17 protein-coding genes and 3 pseudogenes are annotated in these 18,588 nt (G+C 67.1%); 6 read left to right on the top strand and 14 right to left on the bottom strand.

All coding sequences use genetic code 11. From position 1 onward, the window contains the following. Positions 1 to 119: 119 nt before the first annotated feature. Positions 120 to 1,124 (top strand): helix-turn-helix domain-containing protein, encoded by a 1,005-nt coding sequence (locus tag AC1DJH_RS31970; protein ID WP_478188452.1) that lies wholly within the window; start codon positions 120 to 122, stop codon positions 1,122 to 1,124. Here the strand turns inward: AC1DJH_RS31970 and AC1DJH_RS31965 are convergent. The 8 genes from AC1DJH_RS31965 to AC1DJH_RS31930 all read right to left on the bottom strand — a co-directional run bounded on the left by AC1DJH_RS31965 (position 1,031) and on the right by AC1DJH_RS31930 (position 8,402). Continuing rightward, on the bottom strand, positions 1,031 to 2,002 hold the full coding sequence (locus tag AC1DJH_RS31965; protein WP_472119788.1) for a helix-turn-helix domain-containing protein: 972 nt from the start codon (positions 2,000 to 2,002) through the stop codon (positions 1,031 to 1,033). The two genes, AC1DJH_RS31970 and AC1DJH_RS31965, sit on opposite strands and share 94 nt — an antisense overlap. 96 nt (positions 2,003 to 2,098) lie before the next feature. Continuing rightward, positions 2,099 to 2,920, bottom strand: a complete 822-nt coding sequence (locus tag AC1DJH_RS31960) for an AraC-like ligand-binding domain-containing protein (RefSeq protein WP_478188451.1) — start codon at positions 2,918 to 2,920, stop codon at positions 2,099 to 2,101. Then, positions 2,917 to 3,543, bottom strand: a complete 627-nt coding sequence (locus AC1DJH_RS31955; protein ID WP_478188450.1) for a hypothetical protein — start codon at positions 3,541 to 3,543, stop codon at positions 2,917 to 2,919. The genes AC1DJH_RS31960 and AC1DJH_RS31955 overlap by 4 nt, the downstream gene beginning before the upstream one ends. Beyond that, positions 3,540 to 4,217, bottom strand: coding sequence for an SCO family protein (locus tag AC1DJH_RS31950; RefSeq protein WP_478188449.1), 678 nt, complete (start codon positions 4,215 to 4,217; stop codon positions 3,540 to 3,542). The genes AC1DJH_RS31955 and AC1DJH_RS31950 overlap by 4 nt, the downstream gene beginning before the upstream one ends. A 25-nt stretch (positions 4,218 to 4,242) precedes the next feature. After that, positions 4,243 to 4,851: a c-type cytochrome gene (locus AC1DJH_RS31945; protein ID WP_478188448.1), complete on the bottom strand. Its 609-nt coding sequence runs from the start codon at positions 4,849 to 4,851 to the stop codon at positions 4,243 to 4,245. 14 nt (positions 4,852 to 4,865) lie between these two features. Next, a complete protein-coding gene (locus tag AC1DJH_RS31940) occupies positions 4,866 to 5,486 on the bottom strand; it encodes a cbb3-type cytochrome c oxidase subunit II (RefSeq protein ID WP_472119800.1) in 621 nt (206 codons plus the stop codon). Continuing rightward, positions 5,476 to 7,311: a cbb3-type cytochrome c oxidase subunit I gene (locus tag AC1DJH_RS31935; protein ID WP_478188447.1), complete on the bottom strand. Its 1,836-nt coding sequence runs from the start codon at positions 7,309 to 7,311 to the stop codon at positions 5,476 to 5,478. Before AC1DJH_RS31935 ends, AC1DJH_RS31940 begins: the two co-directional genes overlap by 11 nt. Positions 7,312 to 7,460: 149 nt before the next feature. Beyond that, complete coding sequence (locus AC1DJH_RS31930; RefSeq protein WP_478188446.1) at positions 7,461 to 8,402, bottom strand: helix-turn-helix domain-containing protein; 942 nt, start codon at positions 8,400 to 8,402, stop codon at positions 7,461 to 7,463. 205 nt (positions 8,403 to 8,607) lie between these two features. Here AC1DJH_RS31930 and AC1DJH_RS31925 point away from each other — a divergent pair, with 205 nt between their 5' ends. After that, the gene (locus tag AC1DJH_RS31925) at positions 8,608 to 9,609 is read left to right on the top strand and encodes an AraC family transcriptional regulator (RefSeq protein ID WP_478188445.1); all 1,002 of its coding nucleotides are present in this window, start codon (positions 8,608 to 8,610) and stop codon (positions 9,607 to 9,609) included. Positions 9,610 to 9,627: 18 nt separating this feature from the next. On the opposite strand, the gene AC1DJH_RS31920 is transcribed toward AC1DJH_RS31925, so the two are convergent. Beyond that, the gene (locus AC1DJH_RS31920) at positions 9,628 to 10,632 is read right to left on the bottom strand and encodes an NADP-dependent oxidoreductase (RefSeq protein WP_478188444.1); all 1,005 of its coding nucleotides are present in this window, start codon (positions 10,630 to 10,632) and stop codon (positions 9,628 to 9,630) included. A 225-nt stretch (positions 10,633 to 10,857) separates the two neighbouring features. On the opposite strand from AC1DJH_RS31920, the pseudogene AC1DJH_RS31915 reads away from it, so the two are divergent. After that, positions 10,858 to 11,159 (top strand): annotated as a pseudogene (locus AC1DJH_RS31915) (transposase); the annotation flags it as partial. Between the two features lie 776 nt (positions 11,160 to 11,935). Beyond that, a pseudogene (locus AC1DJH_RS31910) lies at positions 11,936 to 12,115 on the top strand (malonate decarboxylase subunit alpha); the annotation flags it as partial. A 48-nt stretch (positions 12,116 to 12,163) separates the two neighbouring features. On the opposite strand, the gene AC1DJH_RS31905 reads toward AC1DJH_RS31910, so the two are convergent. From AC1DJH_RS31905 to AC1DJH_RS31885, 5 genes are all read right to left on the bottom strand, one after another. Continuing rightward, positions 12,164 to 13,132, bottom strand: a complete 969-nt coding sequence (locus tag AC1DJH_RS31905) for a LysR family transcriptional regulator (RefSeq protein ID WP_478188443.1) — start codon at positions 13,130 to 13,132, stop codon at positions 12,164 to 12,166. A gap of 34 nt (positions 13,133 to 13,166) precedes the next feature. Next, entirely contained in the window at positions 13,167 to 14,645 is a 1,479-nt protein-coding gene (locus AC1DJH_RS31900) for an amidase (RefSeq protein WP_478188442.1), read from the bottom strand. Further along, positions 14,642 to 15,631: a tripartite tricarboxylate transporter substrate-binding protein gene (locus AC1DJH_RS31895; protein ID WP_478188441.1), complete on the bottom strand. Its 990-nt coding sequence runs from the start codon at positions 15,629 to 15,631 to the stop codon at positions 14,642 to 14,644. Before AC1DJH_RS31895 ends, AC1DJH_RS31900 begins: the two co-directional genes overlap by 4 nt. Positions 15,632 to 15,689: 58 nt before the next feature. After that, positions 15,690 to 16,490, bottom strand: coding sequence for a class II aldolase/adducin family protein (locus AC1DJH_RS31890; RefSeq protein ID WP_478188440.1), 801 nt, complete (start codon positions 16,488 to 16,490; stop codon positions 15,690 to 15,692). 178 nt (positions 16,491 to 16,668) lie between these two features. Continuing rightward, positions 16,669 to 17,550 carry a LysR family transcriptional regulator gene (locus AC1DJH_RS31885; RefSeq protein ID WP_478188439.1) on the bottom strand — a complete coding sequence of 294 codons (882 nt, stop codon included), beginning with the start codon at positions 17,548 to 17,550 and terminating at the stop codon, positions 16,669 to 16,671. 208 nt (positions 17,551 to 17,758) lie between these two features. Here AC1DJH_RS31885 and AC1DJH_RS31880 point away from each other — a divergent pair, with 208 nt between their 5' ends. Both AC1DJH_RS31880 and AC1DJH_RS31875 read left to right on the top strand, forming a co-directional pair. After that, positions 17,759 to 18,223 (top strand): DUF305 domain-containing protein, encoded by a 465-nt coding sequence (locus AC1DJH_RS31880; protein ID WP_478188438.1) that lies wholly within the window; start codon positions 17,759 to 17,761, stop codon positions 18,221 to 18,223. 77 nt (positions 18,224 to 18,300) lie between these two features. Beyond that, positions 18,301 to 18,588, top strand: a pseudogene (locus tag AC1DJH_RS31875) (hypothetical protein); the annotation flags it as partial.

Genomic DNA, 18,588 nt, shown 5'->3' with positions numbered 1-18,588 from the left:
ATGCTGAGTTTTGTTCCTGGGTTGCTACTTTCAACCTATGCCTTTTTTGGCACGCAGGGACCAGCCGCGCGGCGTTCGACCGCGCAGAATCCAGAGCCCATACACACCGTGGAGGCTATGTGGGTGCGCCGGAATTGATTTGCTGGTCGACGGACGATGTGGACACGACACAGCGCATCGACTACTACGAGGAGACCGTCGCCCGGTCGATGATCCCGGTGGGCATCCGCATGCCGGCCACGGGCGAGTTCTTCTCGCGCATGAAGATGGCCAGCCTCGACGGACTTTCGGTGTTGCGCATCCACGGAAGCCCGCACGAGGTCTATCGCGGCAACCGGGAGATCGCGCGCAGCGGCGCGCACAAGTACCACCTGCTGCTGACCTGCGCCACGCCATGGACGCTGCACCACCAGGGCGCCATCGCGCTCGCACCCGGCGAGGCGGTGTTGCTCGACTCACAGCAAGCCCAGACCTCCGCCACCGAGGTGCCCTACGAGATGGTGCATCTCATGATGGAAGCCAGCTGGCTGGCGCAATGGGTGCCGCGGCCGGCCGCGCTGGTTGGCCGCAAGATCACCGCGGCGACGCCTTGGGGCCATTCCCTCGCTTCGTTTGCCAAGGTGCTAACGCCGGAACTTCTGCTCGACGCGCCGCTTCCCGCGCGACTGCTCAGCGACCATCTGGGCGCGATGCTTGCGCTGGCCGCGGAGGAGACAGATCCAAGCGCGGGCTCACGTCGAAGCATGACCCCGCAACGCCAGCGCATCGTGGACGTGCTCGCACAGCGGTGCACCGATCCGGCGCTCACGGCCAAGGACGTGGCGGCGTCGCTGAACCTGTCCGTCAGGACGCTGCATCGCGTGCTGGCCGTGACCAAGGAAGCCTTCGGTCCCCTGCTCATCGAAGCGCGGCTGCGCATTGCCTACCGGATGCTGGAGTCACGCATCTTCATGAATGTGACCGTCTCGGAAATCGCCCGTCGAGCGGGCTTCGCGACGCCGTCGCACTTCGCGCGTGTTTTCCACGCGTGCTACGGGGTGACGCCCTCCGCCTTTCGCCAGTCGTGGTCGCGCAAGGGTCCGCCCGAGCATGAGCGCGAGCTTCCCCGCGCCCGGATGCGGTAGTCCAGCGGCGTCATGCCCACGGCACGGCGAAACGCGCGGCTGAAATTGGCCTGGCTGGAAAACTGGATCGCGGCAGCGATGTCGACGAGCGGCAGCTGCGAGCTCGCGAGCAGCTCCCGGGCGTGCGCCATCCGCAGGCTTGCCAAGTACTGATGAGGCGCCATGCCGGTCATCTTGCAGAACACGCGCGAGAAATGAAACGGGCTCAAGCAGGCGACATTCGCGATGGCCTCCAGCGAGATGTCGTTCTCGAGGTTGGCCCTCATGAATTCGATGACGCGCTCCAGCCGCTGCGCGGCCATCAGTGGCCGGGTGCGCGCGGCGTCGAACGGCCGGGTGGGCGACCCACAGTCGGCGTATGCATGGACGAGCCGCGACATCAGAGCGAGGCCCATGGATTCCACGAACACCCCACCACCCGCGCTCGGGTACATCGCCTCTCGCAGCACCGCCATGCACAACTGGTTGATCAACTCGTCGCGCAGGCCCGCAAGGTAGCGAATGACCGGGCTGCCGTGCACAGCGCCCTCCGTGGCCCGCTCCAGCGTCGGGGCTCCTGGCAGGTAGATGTGCAGGATCTGAGGCAAAGCGCCGGTGATGGCGATGTCGTCCTCGTCCACATCGGCGGGGCAGATCCATGCCGTCCCGGTGGCAACGCGCGTCTGCTGGCGGGCACCGCCGCCGCGGCGGATCACCACGGCCTCGGCGTTGCCCTGGAGGGCGACGGTCAGTTCCAGGTGTTCGGAGCGAAACGCGGGCAGCTCGCACGCCGGGTGCGCGCGAAGCTCCGCGGCGACGCCCTTCCAGCCGAGCCCCTGAGACGAGGCGAGCACGCCGGCCGACTGGAACTTCTTCTCGCCGTGTTGCAGCAGGTTCATGGTGCCGTGCATTGTTGAGCGCGCAGGCGCCGAAAATGGCCTGGGAGTGCCATGCCACGCGAGAAGACTCTTCCCTGCCTGCCAAACCGCACGGGGTCAGAACGGCAATCTGTCAGGAGGTTCGCCGTGCTGCAGCAGTGCCAGCTTCATGTCGGCCACGCTGTCGAATCCCGCACGGGAGGCGATGTCTTCCAGGGAGTTCTCACGGAACATGCGACTTTGCAGCATCCGGGCCGCGATGCGTGCACGCTGCGCACCGGCGGCCGTGTCGCTCGGCGCGCAGGGGGCGTTGCGCGCCAATGGCGTGCGACCCGTCATCTCGGCCTCGAGGGCTGACAGCAAAGCGCCGATCTGCTCGGCCAGGAAATCGCCCGGCAACGGCGCATCCACGGCGAACGCGGGCGTGAGCTGCGCGAGCATCGTCGACAGCGCATGCCCGGCGAACGAAGTGTTCGGAAGTCGTCGTCCCGCGAGCCACTCGGGGCGGCGCAGCCACTGGTGGACCCACGCCGGCGGCATGTCGACCGTGACGATCTCGTAGGCGTTCAGCTGCAGTCGGTACGGCCGTGCCGAATCGATGAAGATGGCTTCGCCCGGCGCCAGCAGCACATGCCCGCCGTGCGCCACGGCCCATCCGCTGGCAACGTTGAGCATCAGGTAGTAGCGCTGCACGTCGGCGCGCGCCACGTGCCACGCGCCATGCACCACGCCGTGCGCGGAGCCCTTGAGGCGCAGGATGTCCAGCGGACCCAGCGCCGCGCGTTCGACGCAGGCATCGAGCACCCGGGAGGCACAGGTGACGGACAGCGGCACCATCGCGGCGGAGGTGGCGGCCGCGTAGTAAGCCAGGCGGCGCGGCGCCTCCACATCGTCGGTAGACCAGCGCTGCACACCCGCAGGAGCGCGCGGGTCGCTCACCGTGAACGCCTGCCGGGCCCGGCGTGCCACGCGGGAACGTCGGCGTCCGCCTCGGAAGCGTTCGCGCCGGACCGGTACAGCGCATGCGCGAGCCACACCACGCCGCACGCGGTGGCCAACGCGACGATCTCGGCCCCTAGGCGCTGCTGTTCACCGAGCAGGTAGGCGTTGCAAAGTCGCACGGGCGCCTCGATGAAGAGCGAACCTGCCGCGACCGTCATCGGCAGCACGCTGCCAACGAAGAAGGCCTGCACCACGGGGCCGGCGGCGCGCCAGGACGCGCGTGTCGCTGCGCCGGCTGCCGCGAGCGCGGCGAACTTCAGCGTTTCGATGCGCCCATCGACAAGCGCCAGGTCGAGCAGGCGCGGAATCATCGCCATCGCGAGCACGCAGGCCAGCAGCGTGAGGCCCGACAGGCCGAGCGCGTTGCACTTCGCAAGCGCCCGGGCAGCCGACGCCGGCATGGCCGGCGCCATGAGCGCACCTGCGGCAAGGACGAGCGGAAACTGCACCAGCATGTGCGTACGCATGCCCGCCTCGAGCCCGGCGCGCAGCGGCGGGCAGGCCAGCGCGCCGAGCATGGTGAGCGACAGCGCCAGGCACAGTGCCACACCGCGCGTCATGGCGCCCCTCCGGCCAACGGGGCGGGCGGCGGCAGGATCAGGGGCGCGGCCGGCAACGACGCCGCGAAACGCAGCGCGCCTGAGAGGTCGTCGAAATCGAACGCGCGCACCAGCCGCGCCCGCCGGTCGACCACCAGGAGGGCTGCGTTGTGCGCGAAGCCGCCGCGGCCGTCATCGACCACGGTGACGCCGAAGCGCTCGAGCAGCTTCGGCAAACGCGCCGGATCGCTCACGCGCACGAAGCGCCACACGGCCGGATCGGCACCGAGTCGCGCCGCGTAGGCCCCCAAGGCGGCCATGTCGTCGTGCACCGGGTCGAAGCTGATCGACAACAGCTGAACGTGCGGGCTCGGCGCCGTGGCGGCCTGGGCCTGCTGAAACACGCCGCCTGCTGCGGAGCAAACCGTCTCGCACCGGGTGTAGATGAAATCGACCAGGATAGGGCCGCCGCCCTGCCCCAGCACCACGGACAACGGCTGTGCCGGCACGCCGGGGCCTTCGACGACGACCTCGGGCACCGCTGTTGGCTGCTGCGTCCATGTGAGCCGGCGCGCGCCCTCGGCGGTCCAGACCGCAAAGCCGAGCGTGAGCCCGTGCGCTGCAGCTGCCGCCAACCCCGCGATCACCAGGATGGCGACCAGCGTGCGTGTGAGCGATGCATCAGGAGCGGCCACTGCCATCGGTGCGTTGCCGCGCGCCTCAGGGGCGCCGAAGGGCGTCAAGCTCGGCCTCGCCCGCGAACGGCACGGAGCGCGCGGCGCCTGCCTTGCGTTCGCTCTCGAACAGGTCGGCCTCCAACGGCGCTGCCTTGTTCGACCACGCGCCGCGCACATGGCTCGCGACAGCCGCCAGTTCCGCGTCGTTCAGCCGGGCGAACGAGGGCATCGCCCCCGAAAAGCCCTGGCCCTTGACCGTGAGTGAGCCCGTCACGCCGTGCAGCAGGATGTTGGCGATGACGCGCCCTGGTGCCGCGACCCACTCGGAGCCGTCGAGGGGCGGGAACACGCCGGGCAGCCCTTGCCCGCTTGGCTGGTGACAGGCCGCGCACTGCGTGGCGAAGAGCTGCGCACCGTCGGGCCTCGCACCGGGGCCCTGGACCTCCCGCGTGCCACGAAGGTCGGCCACGGTGCGCCCGTCGCCGTAGAACGCCGGGCCGGTGGGCTCCGAAAAGAGGATCTCGGCGGCGCCCGCCAGCACAACCAGCAGGGTGACCGCTGCCACGGCCAGCGGCGCAGGCCGCGTGCGCTCGACCGGGTCGGCGCTCTCGCGTTGCTGGGCATGGTCGCGCGGCGCTGAAGGCATGGGCATGGTGGCTTGGCGGATCAGGGTTTCGCGGGCGGTGCGGCGGCAGGTGGCGCCGCCTGGGCCGGCAGGATGGGATCGTCGTGCCTGAGCGCCTGCAGGTACTTCACCAGGTCGATGGCCTCGGGCGTCGGCACGACCACGCGGCCCGGCCCTGGCCCCCAGCCAGGCGGCAACGCCACGGGCTGCTCGTCGGGGTCGGGCGTCTCCTTCACCGTGAACAGGTAGGGGAAGGACGGCATGATCGAGCCCGCCACGAAGGCGCGCGGCTGGTAAAGGTGGCCCAGGTGCCAGTCCTTGCCCGGCTGCCTCACGCCGATGTTGAACAGGTCGGGCCCGGTGCGCATGCTGCCCAGCAGGTGCGGCTTGTCGTACACGTAGTCGCCAGGCACCGAGGGCCGCCCCCAGCCGCGCGCAGCATCGGGCCCCACGCGCCGATCGCGCGGCTGCTGGGTATGGCAATAGACGCAGCCGTTGGCGATGTAGACCTCTCGCCCGCGCAGCTGTGCCGCGCTGTACGGCTTGAGGCCGGGCGCAGGAGGAATGTCCTTCACTTCCATGTAGGGCATGACCACCAGCGCGGCGGTCGCGCAGCCCAGCGCCACCATGGCGCCGGCGGCCAGGCGGATGTCACTGTCCATGGACAACGCCCGCCGGCGCCTCGCGGGCCGGCCTGCCCTGCTGGACCTGCTGCCAGAACAGCGCCGCGCCGGTGCGCGCCGGCCCGAAGCGCAGCACCATCGCCAGAAAGTGTCCGACGAACGCCAAGTGTCCCAGCAGCATCAGCGAGCCCCCAACGGAGCGTGTCTGCAGGTAGGGCAACGTGAGCCGTACCGATGCCATGAACGGGCGCGCCGCATCGAGCATCGCCTCGCCCTGCAGCCACCCGCCGACCGTGAGCCCGCCGAAGTAGATGCACACGCCCAGCGCCGACAGCCAGAAGTGCACGCCGATCAACCGCGGGTAGGGCCACTCCCAGTGCAGCACGCGGGGCATCATGAAGTACACCGCGCCGAACATCACCATCGACACGAACCCGTAAGCCCCGAGATGCGCGTGCGCCACGGTGTAGTGGGTGAAGTGCGTTACCGCGTTCACGCCGCGCAGCGCCTCGAGCGAGCCTTGCAGGGACGATGCCAGGTACATGAAGCCGCCGAACACCATGAAGCGCAGCGTGGGCGAGTAGCGCGCCAGGTGCCAGCGGCCTTGCAGGGTCGAGGCCATGTTGATCCCGAAGGCCACGACGGGGATGATCATCATGACGCTCTGCACGATCGACAGCGTCACGAGCCAGCCCGGCACCGGCCCGCCGATGAGGTGATGTCCGCCCACCTGCCCGTAGAAGAACGCCAGCGTCCAGAAGCCCAGCAACGAGAGGTTGTAGGAGCGCACGGGCCGCCCGATGGTCTTGGGCAGGAAGTAGTAGATGGCGCCCACGCTCGCCGGCGTGAACCACAGCCCGAGCACATTGTGGCCATACCACCAGTTGGTGGTGGCCTGCTGCACGCCGGTGTGCACGCCCGGCAGTTTGGCCACCAGGAACAGCAGCGAGATCCACAGCAGGGCAGCCACCATGTACCACACGCTCACATAGAGGTGTTCCACCCGGCGGTTGGCCAGGGTGAACAGCGCGGGCAGGACCACCAGCACGAAGCCCGCGAACACGAAGCTGGCGATGGGCCAGGGGATCTCCAGGTACTCCATGCCGTCGCTCCAGCCCGCGGCGATGGCGCCGATGCCGCCTGCGATGCCGGTGTTGATGAGCGCCCCTCCGATCATGGCCCAGATGCCACCCGCCAGCGGGGTGCGAAGCAGCCGCGGCAGCACCCACAGGATGGTGCCGAGCGCGGCGTTGGTGATCCAGCCGTAGAGGACGGCGTTCAGGTGCACCGTGCGCAGCCGGCCGAAGGTGGTCCAGGCCTGTGCGACCAGCCAGTCGGGCTCGTGCAGCTTGATCGAGGACACCAGCCCCGCGGCCGAGCCGACCAGCAGCCACATGCAGGCAAAGGCGATGAACATGAACACCGGGAAGGCCGAGGAACGGTCGGCGGCCAGACGGTCGGCCAGCGCGGCGGCATCGACCACGTCCTCGGCGGCCACTGCCGTCGCCGATCCCGCATCCTGCGCCTCGCGCGCCTCCTGCACCCGCTGCACCTGCTGCACCAGTTCCGCTCTGTCCACCCCGTCGACCCTCAACGGCGTCGGCGTTCCCCGCGCGCCCCCCTGCAGCACAGGCACCGCCGCACGCGCGCCGCCGACGCGGTCCGCCTTCCCCTGCAGCACTCGGCGCGCGCGGCTCACGAGCGCGGGGTCGTCGACATCGCCCACCTCGCCGCGCACGAAGATGACCGAGGCGCCGCGCGGGTTCTCCACCAGCAGTCCCTTGCGCAGCGACCAGATGAAGCCAAACAGGCCGATGAGCGACAGCACGAAGGCCGCAAGCAGGCTGAGCACGGTGCTGTCCATCAACGGGCTCCGCCAAGCGCAGCGCTGGGCAGCGGCAGTGGCCATGGAGAGAAGAACAACAGCATCCGGCCAAGACTAGGCCGATGCGCGCGCGCCGCCTTGCAGGTTCTTGACGCGACTGGCCTGTGCATGCCGGGCGCGTGGCCCACTCAAGCGCGGTCGGCTCGCCAGGCCTGGGGAGGCTGTCCCGTGCGTTCGCGCACCACGCGAGAAAAATGCGATGTGCTCGCAAAACCCGCCTGGTGTGCAATCTCTGCCAGTGTGTGCACGCCGGGCGCGGACGCCCTGAGCAGGGGCACGGCCCGCTCGACGCGGGCCTGCAGCAACGCGGCCGCGAAGGTGGTCTTGCCTGCGGCCAGCGCGTTGTGCATCAGTTGCACCGGGACATCCAGCGCAGCGGCCACGTCCGCGGCGGTCAGGCCCGCGTCCGCGCAGCGCGCGCGGATGCCTTCGAGCGCCTTCGCCAGCAGCGCGGGTGCCGAGAGCGCATCGGCGTCGCCGGCCACCAGGGCCAGCATGGCGCCGAGCTGGTCGACGAGCACTGCATGCGGCAGTGGCGACGCGGCCACGAACTCGGGCGTGAACTGGCTGAGCATCGGCGACAGCACGCGGCCCCAGCGCGAGTCATGCCGGATGGTGCGTCCCGCGATCGCCAGGGGGTCCGGCAGCCAGGTCTGAACCCACGCCTCGGGGCACTTGACGATCACGCCGTGGAACCCCGTGGGGACATGCGTCTCGTGCGTGCCTTCGCCCATCATGACCACGTCGCCTCGCTCCAGACGCTCGTGGCGCCCCATGTGCGTGAAGGCCCAGGGCTGGCGCAGGCTCACGAACAGGTGGTAGCTGCGCTCGGCGCTGCGCTCCACGTCCGCCCGGGTGCGCAGCGAATGGTGCGCGGTCATGTCTTCCACCATGGTCATCAGGCCGCCGAGGCGCGCGGCGCGCAGCTCGACGTTGAAGTCGACCGGCACCTGGCGCCAGTCGGTCACTTGCCACAGCGAGTCCTTCATGACGCTCATCCAGCCATCGAAGCGCATGCCGGCGGGCAGGCTCCGCGTGGAGAAGTGCTGGATGGAGGGTTCGTCGTTCATGGGCGCGCTCCCGTCTGTGTTGCGGCGTGCGCAAAGTCTAGGGGCCGCCCTGCCCGCCAATGGTCTGTGCGTGCCAAAAGCCCGACCTGTCCAGCCTGTGTGCGCCAGCGCGGCGTAACCCGCCTTGCGGGGGGAGCCGCCTGTGGCCATACTTGTGAAGCGCCCCCGGCCATGCCGCCGGCCGCGTTCCCCCTGGAGGTCTTGAGTGCCGACCGTCGACAGTGAAGTGATTCAGCGCTGGTCCACCGCCGCAGTGCCGGCTTCTCAACGGCTGGACTACTTCGCCGCCGCGCTCAGCGAGGCTGTCAACCCGCTGCGCGTGTGCAAGGCAGACCCGCGCAGTTTTCATGCGGACCTGAGCTTCGCGAACCTGGGCGACATCGGCGTGACCAAGGCCACGGGCGGCGCCCACGGCTCCATGCGGGGACGCGCCGAGCTCGCGCTCAGCGGCGAGCACAGGTTCAACCTGCTCGTGTCACTCACCTCAGCGTGGACGGCAGAGCATCGTGGCGCGCTGCGCATGGCGCCGCGCGACGTGCTCGTCATGAATTCGGAGTTTCCGACCCGCACCGACGTGCGCACCGCATTCACCGCGGTCAACGTGTCGGTGTCGGCGTCCTGGCTGCGCCAGTGGGTGCCCGATCCGCACGTGCTCGCCGCCCGCCGCATTCCCGGCGCCTCGCTGTGGGGACTCACGCTGTCGTCATACCTGAGCGAACTGTCGCCCGAACTCGCGGCCGCCCCGCCGCTGCCGCTGAGCGTCATCGCGGACCAAGTCGGCGCACTGCTGGCCTTGACCGCCGCAAACATGCGCACCGCCTTCAAGGCCCGCACCGTCGCCACGCGCGCGTTGCGCGAGCGCATCCAGGACTGCATCGCGCAGCGCTGCACCGAGCTGCACCTCACAGCGGCGGACGTGGCAGCGTCGGCGCAGGTGTCGGTTCGCACGCTGCACCGCACGCTCGCCGCAGCGAACCAGACCTTTGGCGGCCAGCTGATCGAGGCCCGCTCGGGCGTCGCGGTGCGCATGCTGACCTCGCCGCTGTTTCGGCGCGTGCTGACCGCTGAAATCGGCCACAGGGCCGGCTTCACGAGCCCGTCGCACTTCGCACGGGTGATCCGAATGCGCACGGGACGCACGCCCCGGCAGTTGCGTGCGGCGGCCGGTGCCGCTGCGGTGCACGAAGAGGGCCCAGGCACGGCTTGAACGCCCGGGCAGCCGCACTCAGGCGCCACTCACCGTCAGGACGATCTTCCCGCGACGCGCCCCGGCGGCATCTTCCAGCATCTCATGGGCCCGCCTCGCCTCGCCCAGCGGCAGTTCGGTGCCGACATGGGTCACCAGATGCCCGGCATCCACCATGGCGGCCAGACGTTCCAGGCAGTCCGAGCCCACGCTCACGATGAAGAACACGCCGCGCACGTCCAGTGTGCCGGCCAACATCGCGTCGGGAGGTGTAACCGCGGACACCAGCACACCGCCGGGCGCGAGTGCGTGCATTGCACGCGCCTGCAGCGCGCCGCCAACCAAGTCGAGCACCGCGTCGTACGGCCCGCCCAGTCCGTCGTCCTGCGTCGAACGCGCATCGATCACTTCGTGCGCGCCGAGCGACTGCAGCCGGACCGCCTCCGACGGCGAACCGGTGGCGACCACGCGGGCGCCTTCAACACGCGCGAGCTGCACGGCGAATGCGCCCACGCTGCCGGCGGCGCCCAGCACCAGAAGCCGCTCCCCGGCTCGCACGTCGGCATGCTCGAACAGCATCGCCCAGGCCGTGCATGCGACCACGGGCATCGATGCGGCCTGCACGAATGTCAGGCGGGCGGGCATGCGCGCGACCATGTCACGCTGCACCACCGCGTACTCGGCGTAGCCGTCCGTGAAAGAGGCGTTCGGGCAGCCGTACACCGCGTCGCCCACCGACAGCGAATCGACGCCAGGGCCGAGTGCTTCCACCACGCCGCTGACCTCGGAGCCGAGCGTCGCCGGCAGGTCCCGGGCGCTCAAACGCGTCGACTGGCCAGCGCGCAGCCAGGCGTCCCAAGGGCCCACACCCGCGGCCGCCACCCGGACCAGCAATTGACCGGGACCGGGTACGGGCCGTTCGATCACGCGCGGGCCCAGCACCGAGGGGGGGCCGAAGCGCGTGATACCGAAGGCAAGCATCGTGGGGCACGTGCCCGGGCGCGTGGTCCGTGGCAATGCCTTACTGTCAGCGAGAGAATCCATGATCGCTCCTCAAATGGAGCACCGATCGTCGGACGGCACGCAGACTTTTTCTTTCACGAAACAGCTGTGAATGGCTTGAATCGCGCCACAAAGAAACAGGCAAGTCGCGAGCGCGACGGCCCCGCTTCAAGAGTTCAAGCCAGTCCGCGATGATGCCCCTGAGGGCACCGGCGCCCGGCCGCAGCGCATCACGTAATGATGCATTCGGGCGCCCCCCGGCAAGAACGCGAGGCCCTTCCTGAGGCCAGAAGGGCCGTCGTTGACAGTGTGGGTCGACGAAGGCATTCCGGGAAGCGGGAGTCATCGAGCTTTGCACGCCCGAGGAAAGGTCCCAGGCTGTAGTCGCCAAGTTCGGCGTGTGCCGGCCAGCGCTGAACAACTGGAAGAACCAGCTTCTGGGACGTGAGGCCCCCGCATCCATGAAACGCACCAATCAAACGCCGTCGTCGCAAGAGCGCGACGAACTCGAGCGCCAGCTTCAGTCGCTGCGCCGCGAGGTCAGGCGACTTCGCGTTGAGCAGAACCTCCGATGCCACGCCTCTTGACCTTGACAGAATTTCAGGGTCTACGCTGACCTCAGACCACGCATCGAATTGCGAACACTGTTAGCTCATTCACCCCCTTTGAGCCGCGCTTGATGGCATCGGCTTGAATCTCGAGATAGCTAACCAAGGCAGTAAACGGTTGCCCCGTCGTGCCACCTGGAATGTTCCAAGTCTTCTTATCGAGTTGCATCAGCACCAAAATGCCCCCGGGAACTATTCATGCCCTTTAGATACTGCCCGACAATTTGAGTCTGAAGCGTGTCCGTGAGTGAATTCGCCGAATAGCTTCGGGTTGCGTCAACCGGCTTGATTTCTACGGAGACGTTTCCGGAGGGGCAACTCAGCTGTATGTCTGTCATGTTGTCGTCGTCTACCTCCTCCTCACGATGAACGCTGAATCGACGGCTCTGTGTTTCCCCAAACTTTGCTGCCATCTGAAGCGGCAGTGTGCCGACCGCTCCTGATCGCGGATCTAAGCGGTCACTTTTGCGATGCTTCGAGCAACGCGCCGCTGAATCGTTTCGCGCAGCGTAAGGACCCCGCGCGGTCCTTAATTGATTCCGGGAGCCCACGCCGGTAACTTCGATACCCAGACACGGCGCTCCTTCACTCCCCTTCTGTCCTGGGCACCGTCATCCGGAAAGCAAAGCTCATGACCGCGACACCACACCCCGTTGACGGCGGTAAGGCTGGCACCTTAGGCGCCGGTAGCTCCAGACTTTCGATGCCGCATGAAAGAGAGGCCTTCCAATGACCGAATGGAACACCGCAGCGCACGCAACGCGCGGCTGCGCGCCGGCGCACCCTATGCCAAAGGCAAGCACGTCGCGGCCAGCGACGCGACGGCGTTGCTGGAGGCCGTGCTCCAGCCAGGCGACCGCGTCTGCCTGGAAGGCGACAACAAGAAGATGGCCGAGGTGCCAGCGACCGCGCTGGCGGCGTACCGGCCCGGCGCGATGCCAGTAATCAAGGTCCGGGATGAAAAGTTAGCCTGAGCGAAACGGTTCGGGCACTCTCTTGAGCCTCACGCCCTTGGCGCATCCGTGGGACTCGGGCTTGAGGCCTCGACATACAGCGAGCAGGTCCAGCAGGTTGGGATCGCGCTCCCTTGTACGCAGAAAGCTAAGAACGACACTCTGGCGCAGGAGATAGCTACGCTGCAGGGGAATCAACTTCACCTTCTGCGGGACCATTTCGCGAACACGACCGGGAAGCAAGGTGCAGCCAATGCCGCCGCTGACCAGATTCATCAGCGAGAAGACATCGCTGGTACGCATCACCACGTTGGGAATGAATCCTGCCAAGCGAAACGCTTCTGCCAGCGCCTTGTCGGTCGAAAATCCTTCCATCAAGCTGATGAAGTTTTCGTCCCAGCACACACCCAGATCAATGCTGTGCTCGGCGGCGTGCCGTGAATCGGCGTGCGTGGCGAAGTAAAGTTCGTCCGTGAAAAGCAACTGCGACACCAGCTCAAGGTTGCCTTCGGGCATCGCCATCAGGGCCGCGTCGATGGCACCCTCGCGCAGTTTGCGGTGAAGCTCGGCGCTCGAGCCGAGCACCAGCTCAGTCGCCAAGGCCGGAACGCGCTCGCCGATGCCGATCAGCATCTGCGGCACCGTATGGATCGTCAGCGAATGAAGCGCGCCGATGCGAATCCGGTTTGCGGAGTAGCCTGCCAGTTCGCGCGTGGCCCGAACCCCTTCGGACATCGTCCTCAGCACCACACGTGCCGTGTCGGCCAGCGCCCGCGCTGCATCAGTTGGATGCAGATTGCGCCCCTCGTGGCGGAACAGCGGGCAGCACAACCCAACCTCGAGCGAGTGCACAGCGCGATGAACGCTCACGGTGCTAACCTCTAGGCGCTCGGCTGCGCGCGCGAGATTACCGGTTTCCATGAAGGCGATCAACGTTTCGAGTTTGCGAAAGGTGATCTCCTCATTGACACGGGTATACATGGGGCCCCCGATTGAAAGCTGCTGGCGTGCGGTCTCAGGTCCGCTTTGCAGCTAGTCCAGCGCCACCCGCGGACCGCCCGTGCGCGCTCGACCCGTCAAGGAGGGGGCGGACCCGATGATGTGTTGTCACCCGCTGGAACGCAGCGCCAAGGCGCAGCAGCAGGTCCTCACGGAAAGGCGCCGCCACAAGTTGTACGGATACAGGAAGGCCATCGGGAGTGAACCCACACGGCAATGCGATGGCGCACAGGCCGTAGTAGCCCACGAAGCGGGTCATACGGCTGGGCGCAGTGTCGCTCTCGTCCAGCGTTGCAAGGTCGGCGGCGGTGACCGGCACCGTCGGCAGCACCAGCACATCCAGCTGTGTGAAGAGTTGCTGAAAATCAGCCATCCGGCTGCTTCGCTGATCGAGCGCCTCCTGATAGTACGACTGCCCGATGTGCGCGCCCCGAAGAATGCGTGCCCGCGATGCCACGTCACCAGGCGTCGTGCATCGGGTCAGCGCCTCACCATAGCGGGCATAGGCTTCTGCGGAAATGATGGTGCCGGAGGCCTCCTGGTCCGCAGCCAGGTCGAACTGCGGCACCGCACCGCCGGCTTCCACGCAGCCAAGCGCTCGCAGAACCTTGCACGCGTCCTCGACGCCTTGGCGCACTGCCTCGGCAGTGCCTTCGCCCAGCGTCTGGTGCAGCAGGCCGAAGCGCACACCCGCAACGCTGGCGTCCAGGCTCTGGAGAAAGTCTTGCGGCGCAATGCTCAACGTCGTGGGATCGCGCGAGTCCGGCCCATGCATTGCCTGCAGCAGACGCGCTGCGTCCTCGGCGGTCCGTGTCATGGGACCCAGGGTGTCCAGGGCTTCGCTGAGCAAGTCGACACCGTAGCGGCTGATACGCCCGGCGGTTGTCTTGAGCCCGGTAAGTCCGCAGAGCGCCGAGGGGATGCGCACCGAGCCGCCGGTATCGGTGCCAATCGCGCCTGCAGCCAACCCCGATGCGACCGCCACTGCGGACCCACTGCTGCTGCCACCCGGCGAGCGATGTACCGCCATGTCCCAGGGATTGCGCGGCGTACCCATACCTTGGTTCGTTCCCCAGCCGCCGTAGGCCAACTCCACCAAGTGGGTCTTGCCAAGAAGGATGGCACCGGCCTCCTGGAGACGCGTCACGACTGTCGCCGAGTGGTCCATGCATGGTCGATCAGCAAACAGTGCCGAGCCGGCGCCAGTGCGCCGGCCTTGCACATGCAGCAGGTCCTTCAGGGCGAGCGGAATGCCTTCCAGGACGCCGCGTGGCACACCGTTCATCAGTCGGCGCTCGCTGGCGCGGCCCTGCTTCAACGCCGCTTCGGACCACACCTCCACATAGGCATGAAGCAGCGGATCAAGCCTGGAAATCCGGCGCAGAAAAGACTCGACGGCCTCCACGGGCGACAACGCGCGCCTGCTGAATGCGTCGGCAAGATCGCACAGCGCCCATTCGGCAGGGTCGCTCGCTAGAGGCTGGCGGGTGTTCATTCGGACAGTTTCAGGCCGCGCGACCTGACCAGCGCGCTGGTCTTCGCCATTTCATCCGAAACGAATTGGCGCGAGCCGTTCACGTCGAGCTTCATCGCGTCGATGCCGAGGTCCTGGAAACCCTTGGCGACGGCAGGATCGGCCAGCGCATAAGCAACGGCCGATGCCATGCGATCCACGGCCGGTTGCGGTGTCTGGGCCTTGAGCAACAGCGCCTGCCACAGGAAGTACTCGAAGCCCGGCAACCCGGATTCCGCGATGGGAGCAACGTCGGGTGCGAGGCGGATGCGCTGCTTGCCGCTGACACCCAGCATCGTCAGCTTGTCAGGCCCGAAGCCAACCAGATCGCTGGCAGGCAGGAAGGCGAAGTCGACCCGGTTGGCGACCACCTCGGCCAGCATGTCGCGGCCGCCTTTGTAAGGAATGTGCGTAGCCTGGAAGCCGGCCGCATTCGCCAGATATTCCGCGTTGAGGTGGGTGCCAGACCCGATACCCGAAGACGCAAAATTCAAGCTTCCTGGCTTGGCCTTGGCGGCAGCCACAAGCTCGGCGGTGGTCTTGAATCCGGAAGCCTTGGAGGCGAAAAGTACGGTCGGCGAGCGCGCGACGATGCTGAGCGCCTGAACGTCCCTGACCGGGTCGTAAGGCAGGCGCAGCCCAGACGACGGCAGCACGGCGAACGCGGAAGAAACGAACAACAGCGTGGCGCCGTCGGCAGGGTCGGCGAGCAGCGACTGAGCACCGATCGTTCCCGTAGCGCCCGGCCGGTTGTCGACCACCACCGTCTGCTTGAGGTAGTCGGCCATGGGCCTGGAGATCATCCGCGCCACCACGTCGGTCTGGCTGCCGGCTGTGAACGGCACGATGATGCGCACCGGCCGGCCGTTGCCGACCTGCGCGTGTGCCACGGGAACCAGCTGCATGGCGAGTGCCATGGCACCCAGGGTCAGCAGGAGGCGGCGGTGGAGCTGTGAAGGGATGCGCATGATGCGTGCTCGTGGGTAGATGGTTATTTGAGAGGAGAAGGCCGTTGTATTGGCGTGTTCAGTCGAAAAGGTCGGGGTCGCTTCGGCAGATCGCGTCGTAGATCGGCTGGAAGTGCAGCCATGCGGAAAACGGCGTGCCAAGATGTTTCGATGAGTGCACTGCCGCTTCGGGGCTGATGAGCTTCAGCGGGTGTCCTGTCGCCTCGGCCTTGAGTTGTATTTCGCAAGCGCGCTCGGCGGCGATGAACCACCAAACGGCTTCGTCCACGCTGTTCCGGCCCGCCGAAAACAGGCCGTGGTTCTGGTGGATGACGATCTTGTTCTCGCCAAAAACGGCGGCCACTTCGTGGCCTGCATCGCGCTCCACCACCACTGCGCCGGCCTGCTCGGTGATCAGCGCATGGTCGCTGTAGAAGCTGGCGGCAGTCTGAGTGATCGGATCGAGCTTGCGGCCCAGCGCGGCCCAGGCCATGCCGTGGGTCGTATGAGCATGGCAGGAAGCGAGTACATGCGGATTGGCTTCATGGATCGCGGCGTGCAAGACAAAGCCCGCGCGGTTCACGGCCCAGGCGCCTTCGCGCACGGTCCCGGTGTGGTCCACCAGCAGCAGGTCCGACACCTTGACACGTCCGAAGTCCATCGCGAAGGGGTTGGTCCAGTAGAGGTTGGTGTGTTCCGGGTCGCGCACCGTGATGTGGCCGGCAAACCCGTACTCGTAGCGGAAGCGAGCGAAAACGCGGCAAGCCGCGGCCAGCCTCTGTTTTCTGTGCAGCCGTTCCTCGGCCAACGTGGTGAACGTCGGGGCGGTTGGAAAATAAAGGCCGGCCTGTTCCGGCTCGTAGACAGAGCGCTTGTTCATCAGCATTTCCTTGGCGTTCAGGAGAAATCCTCCGGTGACGACAAAGTGTCGGGTGCGTGCCCGCATGCGCGCCAATCAAAAAAACGCGCTCGCCCATAAGCGCTGCTGATGGCCGATGAGGGCATCAGCAGCGCGCGGCGCCACGGCGTCCTTCGCCGTCGCGCCCGAAAGTTTGTCGCTATGCGAAGGTCGTTCGCAGCAAGGACACGAAATGGTCCTGCAGCTGCGACCGCGGCGCCGTCTTGTGCAGCAGCAGCAGTGTCTCGAGTTCGATGCGCGGCAGCAGAGGCCGCGCCACGAGTCCAGGTACGGGCAACGAATCGAGCAGTTCCAGCTCGACCAGCGCAACGCCCGCCCCCTGGTACGCCAACGCCATGCCGGTGATCGACAAGCCAACGTGGACCGCGATGTTCGGAGCCACGCCGGCCTCCTGAAAGGCGCGATCGATGTAGGGACGCAGCAATGCTTGCGGCAGATAGGTGATCAGCGCGTGGTCAGCCAGTTCGCGTACAAGTACTTCCGGACGCGCAGCCAGCGGATGATCTTCGCGCATCACGCACCCGATGGCATTGCGTCCGAGCACCTCGGTGGCGACTTCCGGATGCATGACCGGGGCATAGGCGATCCCGACCTCCGCTTCGCGGTTCGCGACCCGGTCGAGGACGAGGGGCGACGCCAGCGCTTGGAGAGAGATCTGGGCACCCGGCCTCTCGACCAGCAAGTCGGCGACCAGGCGCGCGAGACGGCCATTGGCGATGGGAGAGGACGCCGCAATCGACAACGTGCCGAGCCGGCCGCCCGCGAGGTCCTGGGCAAGCCGCTCGATGGCCTCGAGCCGGCCGAAGATGCCTGCGACGTCGGGCATCAGCGCATGCGCCTCGGGCGTCGGCTGAAGCCTGCCGCCGGTGCGCAAGAAAAGCCTCATTCGCAGCCGGCTCTCCAGATGCTTCAACACGCTACTGATCGCCGGCTGGGTGACATGGAGCATGCGCGCCGCACCGGTGACCGAACCGGTGCGCATGATCGCGTGAAAGACCTCAATATGTTTGAGATTGATCACCGTGGCACCCGGTCAAATGAAAGGAAGGCGTCGGACATAAGCTGGATTTATGACTTGTGGCGATCTTCTGAATAGAAGCCAAGCCGAGCGCTGAATAGACTTTTCATCCACGTCACCTAAGGGAGAAACGCCCCATGTCCTACCTCACTCTGGCCAATTGGACAGCGTTCGCATGGTACGACTTCTTCACCCAAGGCGGCCCGCAGCGATGAAGACACGATTCAGGCCCTTCCTGCGCATCCTCCGTCCAGGTTCATTCGTCGTGCTGTTGCTTGGCTGTGCAACAGCTTTCGCACTGGGGATGTGTGCCGCTCCTCGCATCCCGCGTGCCGGTTCGCTGGCCGACTTCCTGGCCCTTTGTGCCCAACGGGACACCAACGCAAGCCTCTTCACGAGCGAGAACAACGCGACGATGGTGAAGATGATGTACGACATGGCGATCGAGCCGTCCGGAAACATCGACCACGACTTCGCGGCCATGATGATCCCGCACCACCAGGGCGCCATTGCGATGGCGCAGGCCGAGCTGCGCCACGGCAGCAACGAGCAGCTGCGTCGCATCGCGCAGGAAATCATCGTCGAGCAGCAGCAGGAGATCGCGGCGATGCGCCTGGCGCTCGACCAACCGCTGCCGCCATCGGCACCTGCACCCACACAGACCTCACGCCCCTGACCTTCTCTTCCCCACCGGAGCCCTGCATGAAATCGAATCCCCTGCGCCCTCTTCTGTCCGCCACGGCCTTCGCGGTCATGGTCTTTGCCGCCCACGCCGGACAAGCGCCGCTGGCCGCCACCGTGCCCGACACGCCCATGAGCCACCGCGACCGGGTCTACACGGCCGAGCAGTTCTCCAACACCGTGTCGGTCACCGACCCGGTCGATAACCGGATGCTCGGCGTGATTCGCCTGGGCGACCCGTCGCCCGGCAACTTCAGCCCGCTCTACAAGGGCCAGGTGCTGGTGCACGGCATGGGCTTCTCGCCGGACCACCGCACGCTGGCCGTGGTGTCGATCGGCTCGAACTCCGTCACCTTCATC

It is taken from the genome of Variovorax sp. 10N412, assembly GCF_056394985.1.
The sequence above is the reverse complement of the archived record's forward strand: the minus strand, read 5'-3'. Positions and strand labels throughout refer to the sequence as shown.